This window comes from Paenibacillus haidiansis (genome assembly GCF_036553665.1).
GTDB classification, from domain to species: domain Bacteria; phylum Bacillota; class Bacilli; order Paenibacillales; family Paenibacillaceae; genus Fontibacillus; species Fontibacillus haidiansis.
In genome coordinates this window covers 35598-49843 of sequence record NZ_JAZHPZ010000011.1, presented here as the reverse complement: position 1 = coordinate 49843, position 14246 = coordinate 35598, and the positions used below count along the sequence as shown (strand labels likewise).

At 53.2% G+C, this 14246-nt stretch carries 10 protein-coding genes and 1 riboswitch; of the genes, 2 read left to right on the top strand and 8 right to left on the bottom strand.

All coding sequences use genetic code 11. The features are described 5' to 3' along the window. The first annotated feature begins 111 nt into the window (after nt 1-111). Complete coding sequence (locus tag V3851_RS19010; protein ID WP_331848138.1) at nt 112-1236, top strand: YheC/YheD family endospore coat-associated protein; 1125 nt, start codon at nt 112-114, stop codon at nt 1234-1236. Nucleotides 1237-1308: 72 nt separating this feature from the next. Here the strand turns inward: V3851_RS19010 and V3851_RS19005 are convergent, their stop codons facing one another. The 5 genes from V3851_RS19005 to V3851_RS18985 all read right to left on the bottom strand — a co-directional run bounded on the left by V3851_RS19005 (nt 1309) and on the right by V3851_RS18985 (nt 9182). Further along, nucleotides 1309-2121, bottom strand: a complete 813-nt coding sequence (locus V3851_RS19005; protein ID WP_331848137.1) for an energy-coupling factor transporter transmembrane component T family protein — start codon at nt 2119-2121, stop codon at nt 1309-1311. Continuing rightward, nucleotides 2118-3656, bottom strand: a complete 1539-nt coding sequence (locus V3851_RS19000; RefSeq protein WP_331848136.1) for an ABC transporter ATP-binding protein — start codon at nt 3654-3656, stop codon at nt 2118-2120. Before V3851_RS19000 ends, V3851_RS19005 begins: the two co-directional genes overlap by 4 nt. Before the next feature lie 3 nt (nt 3657-3659). Beyond that, nucleotides 3660-4289 (bottom strand): ECF transporter S component, encoded by a 630-nt coding sequence (locus V3851_RS18995; protein WP_331848135.1) that lies wholly within the window; start codon nt 4287-4289, stop codon nt 3660-3662. Nucleotides 4290-4397: 108 nt separating this feature from the next. Continuing rightward, nucleotides 4398-4509: riboswitch (TPP riboswitch) on the bottom strand. Nucleotides 4510-4576: 67 nt separating this feature from the next. Then, complete coding sequence (locus tag V3851_RS18990) at nt 4577-7114, bottom strand: DUF5704 domain-containing protein (protein ID WP_331848134.1); 2538 nt, start codon at nt 7112-7114, stop codon at nt 4577-4579. Between the two features lie 907 nt (nt 7115-8021). Continuing rightward, complete coding sequence (locus tag V3851_RS18985; protein ID WP_331848133.1) at nt 8022-9182, bottom strand: S-layer homology domain-containing protein; 1161 nt, start codon at nt 9180-9182, stop codon at nt 8022-8024. A gap of 394 nt (nt 9183-9576) precedes the next feature. On the opposite strand from V3851_RS18985, the gene asd reads away from it, so the two are divergent. Continuing rightward, nucleotides 9577-10371, top strand: coding sequence for an archaetidylserine decarboxylase (gene asd, locus V3851_RS18980; RefSeq protein ID WP_331848132.1), 795 nt, complete (start codon nt 9577-9579; stop codon nt 10369-10371). A gap of 16 nt (nt 10372-10387) precedes the next feature. Here asd and V3851_RS18975 read toward each other — a convergent pair whose 3' ends face one another. The 3 genes from V3851_RS18975 to pdxR form a co-directional block, all read right to left on the bottom strand. Beyond that, nucleotides 10388-11329, bottom strand: a complete 942-nt coding sequence (locus tag V3851_RS18975; protein ID WP_331848131.1) for a DUF4097 family beta strand repeat-containing protein — start codon at nt 11327-11329, stop codon at nt 10388-10390. 531 nt (nt 11330-11860) lie between these two features. After that, on the bottom strand, nt 11861-12646 hold the full coding sequence (locus tag V3851_RS18970; RefSeq protein ID WP_331848130.1) for an AraC family transcriptional regulator: 786 nt from the start codon (nt 12644-12646) through the stop codon (nt 11861-11863). A gap of 77 nt (nt 12647-12723) precedes the next feature. Continuing rightward, a complete protein-coding gene (gene pdxR / locus V3851_RS18965) occupies nt 12724-14217 on the bottom strand; it encodes a MocR-like pyridoxine biosynthesis transcription factor PdxR (RefSeq protein ID WP_331848129.1) in 1494 nt (497 codons plus the stop codon). Between the last annotated feature and the right edge of the window lie 29 nt (nt 14218-14246).

Sequence of the window (14246 nt, the reverse complement as noted above, 5' to 3'; positions counted from 1 at the left end):
TCCCTCCGCATTTTCCATAAAACAGGCTACTGACGCAGAACAGTCGTCCACGCTTTCCGCCCCGGACAACATAAAGTGATAGGGAAGCCGTATCGAAGGAGGAAGACGCCTATGGGGCAGGACCATGTCGGTATTTTGCTTAATTCCAGCATGTACAGGGGAATCCCCCGGAGCAAGACCGGTCAGGAGTCGCTGGCCAACTATGAGGAGGCCGCACGGAGATACGGATTGATCCCCTGCTTTCTTCGCCTCGGGGATATCGATTTGAAGCAAAATAAGACCATTGCGTATGTATTTAACGGGCGGGACTACGTCAAGACCGTCATTCCGATCCCGCCTGTAATCCATAACCGTGCATTATACAGCGAGCCGGCCGCCCGCCGAAAAATCCAGGCGCTTCAATCGCAAGGCACGTGCATATTTAATGTGAGCAACCGTTACGGAAAAGACGCGATTCATGGGCTGCTATGGAACGACCCGTACCTCCGCGGCTTCTTGCCCGAGACGCACGCTGCAACCCCCTCGTCCATAAAGCGCATGATGGTCCGCCATTCCGACCTGATCCTCAAACCGATTCGCGGCTCGATCGGGCACGGGGTCATGAGGCTGAGAAAAACCAAAACCCAATGGGAACTCCTGTTATCCCCCGCTAAAGGCCAAAAGAAACCCGATACCATAAAACTGCGGGGCTCTCAGCTGCCCAATTGGCTCTATCGCCTGTTAAAGCAAGTTCCGTATCTGGTCCAAGAGCGTATTCCGCTGGCGGAATACAAGGGGCGCCCCATTGATCTGCGCGTGACCGTCCAACGCGGGGCCGGCGGAATATGGGGGGTTACCGGAATGTTTACGAAGGCGGCTCCGCCGGGGAGCTTTATTTCTAATCTTGCCAAGGGAGCAGACGCATACCCCGCTCCCCAATTGCTGGTCGAAGCACTTCCCCCGGCGCTCGTTCCCGCCGTCATCTCCCAAGTAAAAGGGCTGGCGTTGACCATTGCCAGACGGCTGTCATGCCATCTGCCGCTTCTGGGGGACCTTGGCATGGATATCGGTTTGACGCCAAACGGTCATCCCTACTTTATAGAATGCAACGGGCGGGATCAGCGTTATGGATTCCGGAAAGCAGGCATGGAAAAAACCTGGAAGGATACCTACCAGCAGCCGATGGCCTTCGCCCGCCATTTAATCGATCATCCCGCCTCCGCTTACTTGTTTACTCCCAAACACCTAAGCTTATAAAATGAACAAAAGCTGCCCTTTCCGAAAAGAAAGAGGGCAGCTTTATTTATGACGATGATAAGGAAATATAGCTTAAGAGTTGGCAAGGTACCTAATATCCGAAATATCGAATAGCGGAAAGCGGCTGCTTAATACCGCGGCCAAAGCCACCGCAGCGATGATAATTAAAGCGATCAGAACGTCGAACCGGGAAAAAACCGATGGATAATAATAGGTCCGCCTCCCTTTCAGATCAAAGGCCTTCGCTTCCATCGCAACCGCTATCCGGTGAGCGCGGCGGATGCTTTGCGAAAGCAGCGGTACGGCATACAGCCTGATCGCCGAGAGCCATCCGAACGGGCCTTTCAACCTTCGCATTCCCCTGATACTAAGCGCATTCCGGCGGATCTGATACTCCTCCCAGACCATCGGGAGCAGCCGAATGGAGGCCATAAAGCTGTACGCGAATTTGGGCGGAAGCTTGGCTTTCTGCATCAGCGCGTAGAACAGGGCGACGGATGAGGTCGTCATGACGAACAGCAAGCCTTCCGCCGCAAACGCAACGGATTTGAAACCGATATGCAGCCCGCGGTAGAAGCTTTCTTCCGAAATCGAAATCAGGCCCCATTCCCACCAGGTCGTATCCCCTTTGCCGAACAGGATCATCGTGGACGAGGAAGAGACAAACAGCAGTCCGAAAGACAGTACGATCAACAGCACCTTCCATAAAGCGTATCCGCTTAGCCAAAACAACAGCAGCGTGAATAGCGCCGCCTGATAAAACATAAAATCGATCCGGTGCGTAAATAAGCCGACGAAAAAGAGCAGGACGACATAAACCAGTTTGCACACCGGATTGGCGCGGTGCATCCAGGTCCGGGCGGAAGGCGCTAACACGGAGTTCATACCGTCACCCGCTCCGCATCCTCTTGCCGGCCCTCGGGAATCACCGCTCCGGTTAATGGTTCGGCATGGTATTCACCGGTCCCGTAATCGGTCAATACCCCATTGCGGACTTCCCATCTACGGGTCGCCGCCGTCTCGGCGATCTTCTCTTCATGCGTCACCATGATGATCGCGATTCCTTTGCGCCTCAGTTCCTGGCAGAAGCGGAGAATCGCAAAGGTGTTTACCGCATCCTGCCCGAATGTCGGCTCGTCAAGCAGCAGCACGGGCTTATCCATTACCGCCGCCCCCGCAACGCTTAGCCTGCGCTTTTGTCCAAGCGATAATTGATAGGGATGGCGTTGCCCCAGTCCAGCCAATCCAAACTCGTATAGCGCCTTTTCCGCCCGCCGGCAGGCCTCATCCGCCGGTACGCCGGCTTCGATCATAGAAAAAGCGATCTCTTTGATCACCTCGTTTTCCACAAACTGAAATTCGGGGTTTTGAAAGACGAAGCCGATGCGGTCCGCCGCGAATCTCACCCGTCGTTTTCGGGAGCCGCTTCCGGATATCCTTTGTCCGCACAAGGTGTACTCCCCTTTGGACGGCAGCAGCCCGATCAGGCTCAGCAGCAGCGAGCTTTTGCCCGCCCCGTTCGGGCCGGTGACCGCGACGAAATCCCCGGGAAACAACGCGGCCCGCTCCGCGCGGATCACTTCCTTTCCTTGTCGGAAGCCCTGAAATTCGGACAGTTCGATCAGCGGAGCGGCGTCCGTCCGTCTTCCCGTCATTTCCGGGCGATTCCGTCCCTCCCACACCCCGGGATGCCAGATCCCGTAAGCTTCAATCTCCTTGCGACAACGGGAAAACAGCTCCGCGGGCGCTCCTTGGCCCAACAGTTGTCCGGACGGACCGATCAGGGCAACTCTGTCGACCAATCCCAATTCCAGCAGCTCTTCAATCCGGTGCTCCACGATGATTAGCGTCCGTTGACCGGCGATCTGCCGTACCGCTTGCCATATTTGCCGCCGTCCCTCCGGATCGAGCAGGGCGGACGGCTCGTCAAGCAGCAGAACGTCCGGGTCCAACAGTAAAATGGAGGCCAAAGCCAGCCGCTGCTTCATCCCTTGGGACAAGGAGTCAATCAGAACATGGATTTCATTAAAATCGAGGCCGACCTGCCGGAGTGCCTCACGCATCCGGGGGAGCATCTCTTCCCGCGGAACATTCCGGTTTTCCAGGACAAAAGCCAGTTCCTCATCCACATAAGGCATGCAAAACTGGGTATCCGGATCCTGAAACAGAATGCCCCGGGAGGGGGGGATGATTTGTCCCGAGCATTTCATCGGCACCTCGACAACCCCAGGGATAACGCCGGCCAGTACCTGCAGCAGCGTCGATTTGCCGCACCCGCTCGGCCCGAGCAATAACAGCTTTTCCCCGCGTTCTACCGAAAAAGAAAAATCCTTGAAGATAAAATCGCACTCGCCCGGAAATTTGAGCCGCAAATTTTGAACCGCGGCCGCGGCTTCGCCGGTATAAATTGAGCTTTCCATCGGTCAATCGTCCAGCGCCGCATAATCTTTGGCGGCGACGGGACGGAGCAAATGGGTAACCCCGGTCGCTTCCACCGCTTTCGCCAGCGCGGCGGCCAAATAGCCGGCAATGAGCGCGGAGCTGACGGCGCGCATGACGTATTTCGCGATGAGCAGCCAGGATTCGTAGTCGGCCACATAGCCGTAATAAATATCCGGGATCAAGGAGCCGGCCGCGGCTCCGATTCCCGCCAAAGCGGCCACCGAACCGGAAAATTTGCGATAACGGAACAAAGCGAATACCAGTTCCGCGCCCAATCCTTGCAATACGCTGTATAGCACGAGCTGGATCCCCCACTCGCTCCCGAACAAAATTTCCACATGGGCCGCCGCCACCTCGGCAATGAGGGCGACCCCCGGTTTGCGGATCAGCAGAAACACGAGCGTCGGGGCAATGAACCACATCCCGTAGACGAGTTCATCCGCTTGGGGAAAGAGCGGGGAGAACAGATTATAGACGGAACTCCAGAAATGATAAATTACGCCGAGCACGATGGATACCAGCACGGTTACCAGCAAATCGCTTAGTTTCAGCCCTCTTCTTCGATCATTTAATCCTTTTGCTTGCTTCGGTTGATTGGTAGATTGCTCCATAACGCCTCTCTCCTTTTGACAACTATTTTGGGGACGCAACAAAAAACCGGCTGAACAAGGTCAGCCGGTTACTAGGTCCACGGGAAGCATGCATGAAAAAATCAGGCAAATTCCGGACGAAAGATTCTCTACGCTGGCATTATCCAGTTCAGATTCACGGTCCGCAGCGGAGTATGCTGCCATCTCAGCCTGATTCGCTCAAGCCCCCGTATCCCCATATGCGATTGAATTAAATATACCTAGTTCTTACCAAATAGGCAAGTATAAATTAGAAAAAAGATAATCGTTTAGTGAGTCACCATCGGTCGGAAATCGTCCCGGCTGGAACGGTCCGCTTCATAAAATACGACATCCCCGTCCATCAAGGACAATTTCCGGCCATACGGATCCGTGACCTGACGGGCATATCCCTCCATGTCAACCCACTGGTTTACGAGCGGCGCTTCAATGTACTGCAAATAAGGACTACCCGTATTTCCGTTACGAATCGTTTCAATGTTGAAATTGACGACGATAAATCCATCCTTCAAAAATATATCCGATTTGTCGGACAACCCGTTATGCGTGCGGCCGTATTCGGCCACATTGCTGCCCGCCTTCACCGCGTACAAATCGGCGGGAAGGCTGTACTCCCCGTACCATTTTTGTACCGCAGCGTTGGCCCTTGCAGTGTTAACCCCGCTAGGAATATCGTACTTCGGACCGATTAGGGTACGGATGCGCGCGTTTAACTCCATCAGGCTTAAGCTGCCCACCGGCGTTTTTTGCCGGGTCATTTTTTGTACATAAGTCCGGACGAACTGAGTCCGTCCGATCCCCGCCACCTGATCGAAAGTGTAATCGTGATCGTATTTATACAGCGCGGTATCGGTCAGTTCCTCCAAAGGAACGTTCCGCAGCCGGTCGTTCAAGATGACATAACGCTTTACCTCGTCCCGCGAGGAGCCGATTTTGACATAGCTGCGGTTCCCCGCCTGGTAGTATAAATCGACTTTTGTCCGCGAACCGTCCTTGGCGCTTACAAAATAAAACGACGGCGTGATCCGGATCGAGTCCCCCGGCCCGAACATATTGCCTTTGGTCTTCAGGTCGAACTTGAAATGGTAGCCGGTCTTGAGCACGGCGTTTTTGTACAAGGGATGGCTCCCGGGACGGATCGGCAGCGTAAATAAGGGCGAATTCCCCCGAGGCCTGCCGTCGATGCCGTTTAGTCCCGTCCAGTAGGACGCTCCGGTAGGTTCCGCCGACCCGGTCACAGTGCGGAAAACCGTCTCCCAGTTGTAATCGGCGATATCCGTCACCCGAAAATCGTATACCCGTCCGATGACATCGACCGGAACGGTGTCATAGGCGATATGATGAGAAAGATTCGTGTTCGCATGAGTTTGATTCGTAGCGCCGGAAGGCGCATTTTCCGCAAATGTCCGAAACTCCACATCATAGTATCCTTCATCCACCCACACAGGCAAGTAAAACGTCGTTTCTTCTTCATGCACCGGGATCGTTATCCAGGTATTCGCAAAATAATAGGTTTCCTTGTCTTCGGTGTACACATCGAATGGAAAGCGAACCTGTTTTTCTTTAATATATTTGGCATAGTCCCGATCCCCGTAACCTAAAATATTGCGATGCTGGCCGGACGTTGGCATGAAAATCTGAAAGGACCTGTCAAGGATCAATGCCCGTCGGTTATAATCAGGCTCGGTTTTTTGATTATGCTCTCGATCGTCGGAAGCATCCGCATAGATCACCGTCGGGGTATGGACAGTAACGGTATTCAACCCGTTCACATTAAAGTTCTTGTCGCTTCCGCCGTTAATGTTTCCGGGGATTAGCGAGTAATAGATCTTGCCGGTGGTCGCAGTATCCTTCTTATTCACTTTGGTGCTGCTGATCTTGTAATCGTGCCCATATAAGACATTGCGGCCCATCGTCGCGGGCGAAGGGATAGTACGAGGGAGAGGCGTGGTTTCATTTACCCAACCGTTACTCATAATCGTTTCGCCGTTGAAGACCACATAATCGTTTTTAACCCGGTTCTCGCCAACGCTTGACTCGGCTTCAGATTCAAACTCACTCCTGTAGTTGGGGAGGGAAGGTTCTGATGAACCGCCGGAAACGGTCTCACTCCCCAAGTCCAATGCCTCGCAACGCGCCGGCTCTACATGGTCATTTACATTCGTGCTATTGTCGGAGGTTAAAGTGGGCGGCGTATATCCGGATGGGGTAATGGTTACCTGTTCCCCGGGCAACGCATAGTTGGAAACCTCGGTTTTGGTGACTTTGTAAGCTTCAAGATTGTTGATCTGCCAATAGGAGTAGCTTCTCGTAACTTCGATGTTCTCCCTGACCGTTTTTCTTTTCTCCTTGGGCTCATCCGGAGTTCCGGGATCGTCCGGACCGGTGCTTGGCCTCCCTGGTACGGTCCATTTCAAAATATATTCCTTTGTCACAGGCACGGTATAAGTCACTTCACCGGTCATGTTCCCCCATTCGTGTTGATACAAATAATTTAGGCCAAACACGTTTACATACAGAGATTCCGAGGTCGGAATCCCGTCCAATACGTCAAATTGTTCATTGTCCCGCTCGTCCGCCTGAATTACCCCCGTCGCCAAGGGGTCCATTGCCGCATGCGCAGAGACGCTTGTTTGGCTTGGAGAGCTAACTTTTATAGAGCACGACCCGCTTCCGCCTCCGGGATCGCCGCCGCCCGGCTCCTCGGGCTCGCCAACACCGGTAGAGAACGTAGCCCGAAGCAGCTTGTCTTTATAGATATAAGTGTAAGAATCAAAATCCACAAAAAACTTGGAAAAATACCACACCTGCTTCGCACCCGCGGCTTCAAAATAAATGCGGTTGGTGTCATTATTGAAAGTTTGCGTGAAATTGATGGTGATGCTGGAGATATCATCTACCTGATAGACTTGGCCGCCAATGGTACTGGGGTCTGTGTAGCCACCTATTCCATGAACATCTGGAATTCTAGTGTTGACATCAGGGTCTACTCTAGAAGCCGTTACATCAGTTTTTGAGATTCCCCCATTTTGGATCCATTGTCCATCCAGTGGACTTGATAGATCATTTACAAAAAATCCAGATGTTTGAGGAATAACAGCCTTTAACTGAGTATCCCTAGCTCCAGGATATCTTGGAAGTGCATTACCCTCATAACTTTGGCCAGTATCAGGATTGCTAGATTCAGTAGGGACATTATCGTCCCAACCTCTACTATCATAGATCGAGACATTTTCCCCTCCGGCCCTCCAATGTTTACCATACCAATTATCTGCGTTGTAAATAGATCCTCTAGTCCAGTAATAGACTCCCCCATAGTTAGTATTTCTTTTAGATGTCACCTTTAATCTAGTCCCTGAGAGAGTGTCTTTCCCGGTCCATGTAGCCACACCAGAAGTAAATCCTGTTATAGACCTTATTGGTTCTCCGGTGGTCTTATCAACCCATTCCAATTTAACTATGACTTTACCGATTGGTGCTGTTATAGTTACCTGATTTGTATCAAGTTGAGGCTTATCCGAAAAAATATAACCACCATAAACATAATCGTCAGAATCAGAATTCACCTCATAAGGAATGTCTTGAGTTGTTGTGTCTTCTCCATCAGCCATAACAAAAGGAGCTATAAATCTAGTAGGAAATGAATATTGAAGGAAAATGCTTACGATAATTATGATGGATACTGCTTTAAGCTTATTCACCTCCCCCACTTCCCTACTTGTTTAATACTGAGTCTGAAAGAATACTTTTATAAACTGGAGCACCAGCAGAAATTGTTTCAACATGTACGGTTATATATCCAGATGTACTAAATCCCGTTTTCGGAATCACTAATGCATTGATTACATTATTATCATCCTTGGATACTATAGGTTGCGAATTAATTAACTGATTCTCAGTAGAGTATCCGTTATAAGGGCCAATCGACAAACTAAGAACATTACCCGGATATAATATTGGCTTCTCATTAACTATATAATGTGAATTGAGTAATATCACGTAGGCCTGCAAGTCATCAGTAAAAGCCACTTCTTTTCCATTCGAAATTCTAAAGAGGTTATCCTTATTAGGTAATAGCTTCCGGTTTGGATCATTAGGGTCATTCCAATCGATTGCAATTAGCTCATCTACAACCCCTACAACAGACCCGTCAGGTGAAGAAACAGTTAACTTGGAAAGTTTCCACGAATTGATGCCTCTATTTTTGTTATTATCCGGCCCATTAAAAATTTCTTCCGCAACGGTAAAGATATTCGTCTTGTGCCAGTAGACTTCGGCCGCGGCAACGGCGTACTTATCTACCGGCAGTTGCCCGCCGTTTTTCACAGAGAGAATGCGCTCAATTACCGTAATCGCCTGGGCGCGAGTTGTGACCCCGTCCGGGGAGAGTTGCCCGGTGCCCGTACCGGAAATAATCCCGTTTTTCGTTGCAAGATACATCCATTGCTGTTCTTCAACGTCCCTTATCCCAAGAGCTCTCACCGCGACGATGGACATTTCTTCGCGGGTCATGGGCTTAGTCCAGTCCGTATCCCCAAAGTCGCCATTCGCATAAATGCCTGACGACTCGGCTGCTTCAAGAAACGGAGCGTACCATGAACCGCCTTCCGTGGAGCTGACGGTGATATCCAGGGCCGAAACGAGCATTTTCAGAAACTCTGCTCGAGTTACCTGATGGTTTGGAAGAAAAGTTCCGTCGATATAGCCGTCAACATAGCCTTTTTCAACTGCGGCGTTAATGGCCGCTTCCGCCCAATGCCCGTTAATATCCGTAAACGTAGCGGACGCCCCAAACGCGGGAACCCCTCTTGTATGTAATGCCAGCGAGATCGCCAATACCATAGCGACCGTACAAATTGCCGTTTTCCGAATCATACAATCCCCTCTTTACTCCAAAATTTTCTTATCCGGCATCATTTCCTCGTACTCTTTTCCACTAATTAACAATACTAACTTCGTGAACCACGGCACTTTAACCTCCTTTTACTTATATAATTTGATAAAATCAGGAAATTCAAGCACGCAAAAAACACACCTTCATCCATCGCAGCGCGATCATAAAAGTGTGCTTCACCTGTTCCATTATATACCATATCCAATGGATCAGTAAATGCCAAAAACCCTTCTCATTCTTCCGAAAGCTCGGAACATGATACGGAAACCATCACTTTCAGGTTGATTTCAACCCTTTTCTGTGTCAATATAAGCGGAAGTGGAAACGGAATCATGATCCCGCCGAACAGGGAAATGGGTGTTAGGAGGATGCAACTTGGCCGCGAACTGGATGAAATGGATGACGGAGCTGACTTCCCGCAAATGGATCTCCGGGATCATCGGGCGTTTCTCCCATTCTCAACTGAGCCGGTATGCGATACCTTGGTTCGCCAAATCGTACGGCATCCCGCTGCATGAAGCGGAGATGGAATTGCGTGAGTACAGAACACTAAACCAGTTTTTTACGCGCAAACTAAAAACCGGGGCTCGCCCCATCCATCATGAGCTGGACGGGCTGACGAGCCCGGTCGACGCGCTGATTACCTTTATGGGGAAGATCGAATCCGGTACGATCCTGAACGTCAAAGGCCAGGATTACACGCTGGAAGATTTGCTAAACCGCTCGCCGCGCGCCCAAGCCTATGAGCACGGGTACGCCTTTGTGCTCTACCTTAGTCCGAGCGACTACCACCGGATCCATGCTCCGGTCACCGGCACGAAGCTGGAGAGCGAGCATATCAAGGGCCGAACGTATCCGGTCAATGATTTCGGCATGAGACGGATGAAAAACGTGCTTGGCCGCAACGAGCGGTTGATTACTTATCTGTCGCACAGCCACGGCGAAATAGCCCTAGTGAAAGTAGGCGCGATGAATGTAAGCAGCATCCGTTATACCGATGCGCAAGCTTCAAGCTGGAGCCAAGGCGATGATCTCGCCTATTTCGAATTCGGCTCCACCGTCGTTCTGTTGACCCAGACCGGGACGTTTCAGCCTTCGCCGGAACGGGCCCCAGGGCAAAAAATCAAAATGGGCGAGCCGCTCGGCCGTTTTTGTTCGGCGCCGAAATAGGCTTCGCCCAAGGCTTTTATTTTATCTCGATGGATCCCAAGGAGGCGGACAAGGACACGAGCGGGCCTCCGTCGCCAATTTGGCTTTTGCCCTTCGGCGCTCCGCTGATCGAACCCAGCTCGACCTTCGTCTCCAGATCGCAATTCAGCGAATCGTCCAGCTCCGCTTCAATACTCCCGGTATCCGCCCGGACCTGAAGGCTTCCCGTACTCTCGATGTCCGCGATTTCCAGCTCCACACTCCCCGTGGAAGTACTGATTTCCGACTCCCCTTCAATGCTCGCATTCCTGAGCTCGATCGCCCCGACATCGCTTCGAACCCGGTAGGTACCCTTTAGCCCGTTAAGGACAACATCCCCTACACGACTGGTAATATGAAAAGCGTGGATTTCCGCAGGAACTCCGATGGTATATTCGAGGCTAAAATCCGAAAATCCGTACTGATCCTGTGCCCATTCCCACAGATTAAGATCGGGATCGTCCTTGGCATGCGTAGACACGTACAGTTCTTCTCCGCTTGGGGTAATGGAGATTTGCGCCTGTTCAAAAATAGCCTGCAGTCTCTCCCCGTATTTCTTTTTGTTCGGGCTCCAGATTTTCACTTTTACCGAAAGGTCGCTTCCGGCCGCCGGCTCAACCTTGATTTTCCCGACCGGATTCTCGACCTTCAATTCCGACGCCGCTTCTACGGGTAAGGAAGCCGATATCTCTAAAGATGCCGGGTCCGCTTTTGTAAGCTTAACCTCGCTGTTATCCCACGCCTTTTCCGCTGCCTCTTCCGCCTCTTTCACCGTCTTTTCAACGAATTGTTCGATGTTTTGTTCTATGTTCTGCTCAAGCGTATCCGCCGCCGTTCCCGCCGTATCTTTCTCCTTTTCCCCTACCCATGAACAGCCTGCAAGCAACGCCACCGCAACTACCGCGGCAGCGAGTGCCGCCGGCCTGGACTTTAACTTCATAATTACATCCTCCTATATTGGTACCCGGTTAATGGTAGTCAACTAATTATGTATAAAATCAATTGCGCCCCTATCATAACCTATTGGAAAAAAATCGAACATAGTCCCCGGACCAGATCACTTCTGGACCAAAGTCGGGGGAACTTATAAGGCGATATGCAAAAAGACGGCCAAATCCGGAGGCTTGAGCCCCGGTTTCAACCGTCTTGGCACTCTCATGCTATATGAACGCCCGAATAGGGTCATTCCCACTCCCGGCGTTTGGATTCCATATCGGAAAAGACATACAAATCAACGGAACCATCTTAAAACCAGGCCTCCACCTCCCGGCCGATTCGTCTCAACCGCCGAGAACGGTAGCGAAAAATGCTGCTTCCCGGTACCGGACATTCCCGGCTGCGCATCCGCCGTCTTTTTCCCATGCTGTACACCTCCTCCCGGACTCCGGCAATAAAAGGTTATTACCCATCCGGAATGAAAATGAAACAGCAAGTCAGAAAAAAAGAGAGCAAGTACGTGATACTCTGTATGTCAACGGATTTCGGAAGGACTTTTACCCGTATACTGCTTGAACTGGCGGCTGAAGAAAAAGATATCCCTGTAGCCGAGCGCGTCGGCCACTTCGGTGACATTCATGCCGGCGTGCAGCAGCAAATGCTGGGCCCGGTCGATCCGGGTTTTGATTATATATGTTTGCACGGACATCCCGATAATTTCCTTGAACTTGATCGAGAAATAACGCGGCGACAGCCCCGCCCGGGCGGCCAAATCCTCCACTTTATGCGGCAGGCCCGGATGCTGCAGGCAATAATTCGCCACCTCCTGGATCACTTCGTTCAGCTGGTTGCTCACCTTTTTCTCCCGGGGAAGCTCCCGTTCCTCGCGGAGCAAATAAATGAGCAGTTGTTTTAAAATCAGGCGCGCCTCTTCTTCGCCCCCGTAGGGCTTGACTAAAAACAGGCGGACGTAGCGGGACAGCATGTACTCGAAATCCAGCGTCTCCTCGAGCTTCCGGTAAGGACCCGGTACCTCGGTGACGGGCTCGGCCACGTCAAAATGAATGTAAGTCAGCACCAACGGACGCTGCGGATTGTGCGTGGCGCTCGTATGGTCTCCCTTACGGAACAGAAAGCAGCTTCCCGGCCCGACCGGAATGGGCTGATCGTTCAAGACAACCGTCCCCTCGCCGCTCCATACATAAAATAAATCGTAATTTTGCAGCGGCTTTTCCCGTTTATGCCATTTCCATCCCGGTTCGCAGACGATTTTGGCAAAGGCCGGCTTCAAAATGAACGAGGATGGCGATATATGAAGCATCTCCTAGCCTCCTTCAGAACATATAGAGTATGTCGATAACTTGTCTACTAACTGCGAGTATTATTTCGATTATACTCCTAAATCTGCTTTTCTGAAATATCCTTCCACGCAAGCGCTAGCCGGTATACCCCTTCCAGCAACTGATCATCCTCCAGATGGGAAAAGCTGAAACAGGCCGCGGGCGGCCCCGGGCTGAGCCGGTAAACGGCTCCTTCCCGAAACAGCACGCCGCGGCGTCGGGCCGCCTCGCGGAAAGCCTCGTACTCGCGGGGCGAGCGCAGCCAATTCGCGTACACGAGCAGCCCGGCATCGGCCGGCTTGAGCGAAAACAGCCCGGGAAGTTCCCTAGCCAGCGCCTGCCGGAAAAGCTCATGCTTCGCGCTGTAGATCCGGCGCATCCGGCGCAGGTGCCGCTCATAATCGCCCCGGCGCATGAAGCGGGCCAGCGCCCGCTGCTCGAGCCAGGCCGGCGGCACCGGCTCGTACAGCGCTTTGGCCGCCGCGGCCGGGCCGACCAGGCTGCGCGGCAGCACCGCGTAGCCAAGGCGCAGGGACGCGAACATCGTCTTTGTAAACGAGCCGATATAGACGACGCGCTCGCCTTGGTCCAGCGCCTTCAGCGGCTCCAGCGGCCGGCCGGCCCAGCGGAACTCGGTGTCGTAATCGTCCTCGACGATGACCGCGTTCCGCCTGGCCGCCCAGGCCAGCAGCTCTTGCCGCCGCTGCGGCGAAAGCACCGCCCCGGTCGGATATTGCCGGCCGGGCGTTACGAACAGCACCCGCGCGTCCCAATCGCGCGGGATGATGCCGTCCCCGTCCACCGCCCCGGGGACGACGGCTCCTCCGCAGGCGGCGACCGCCCTGACGATCCCGTGGTAACACGGGTCCTCCAGGACGGCCCGCTCGCCTTCGCCCAGCAGCAGCTGGGCGAGCAGCGCGATCGCCTGCATCGAGCCGCTGAAGAGGCAGATTTGCTCCGCATCTGCCGCAATGCCGCGGCTGCGCCGCAAATGCGCGGCGATGGCGCCGCGCAGCTCCGGGTCGCCGGCGGGCGGCCCCAAGCCTTCCGCGTCCGGCTTGGCCCGCGCGGCCCAGGCCAGCGCGCTTCTCCATGGGCCTAGCGGAAACGCGGACATTGACGGCCCGCTGTCCGTGAACGAGATGACCTTGCCGTCCGGGCCGGACGCCGCAGGTATCTCCCCCGCCTCGGGCCCCTCCAACCCCTCCGGCTGCTGGAATTGCTCCATCACTCTCGCTCCCCACGGCGATAATGAGATCTCCGCACTTGCGGCCGCGGGCTGCGAGCCCCCGGATCCGGACATCACCGAGCCGACGTAGGTGCCGCTCCCCGCGGAGGAATAGACGTAGCCTTCCGCCTGGAGTAGGTCGTAGGCGTGAGCGACGCTTCCCCGGGACAAGCCGTAATCCCGGGCGAGCTCCCGCGAGGAAGGCAGGCGGGTTCCCGCAGGCAGGGTGCCGTCATGGACGGCCGACCGGATCGCATGGTACAGAGCCTGGTATTTATATCGATACTGCCGGCTGTAGGTATGAAACGGGATTGAAAAATTCACAGGACCGGCCCCCCTTTGGACCAATTTCA

What these genes read in the sequence shown, in the direction of transcription:
- V3851_RS18985 (WP_331848133.1), bottom strand. Translation starts at nt 9,182, where the DNA reads ATGATTCGGAAAACGGCAATTTGTACGGTCGCTATGGTATTGGCGATC.
- V3851_RS18970 (WP_331848130.1), bottom strand. Translation starts at nt 12,646, where the DNA reads ATGCTTCATATATCGCCATCCTCGTTCATTTTGAAGCCGGCCTTTGCC.
- V3851_RS19005 (WP_331848137.1), bottom strand. Translation starts at nt 2,121, where the DNA reads ATGAACTCCGTGTTAGCGCCTTCCGCCCGGACCTGGATGCACCGCGCC.
- V3851_RS18995 (WP_331848135.1), bottom strand. Translation starts at nt 4,289, where the DNA reads ATGGAGCAATCTACCAATCAACCGAAGCAAGCAAAAGGATTAAATGAT.
- V3851_RS18975 (WP_331848131.1), bottom strand. Translation starts at nt 11,329, where the DNA reads ATGAAGTTAAAGTCCAGGCCGGCGGCACTCGCTGCCGCGGTAGTTGCG.
- V3851_RS19010 (WP_331848138.1), top strand. Translation starts at nt 112, where the DNA reads ATGGGGCAGGACCATGTCGGTATTTTGCTTAATTCCAGCATGTACAGG.
- V3851_RS19000 (WP_331848136.1), bottom strand. Translation starts at nt 3,656, where the DNA reads ATGGAAAGCTCAATTTATACCGGCGAAGCCGCGGCCGCGGTTCAAAAT.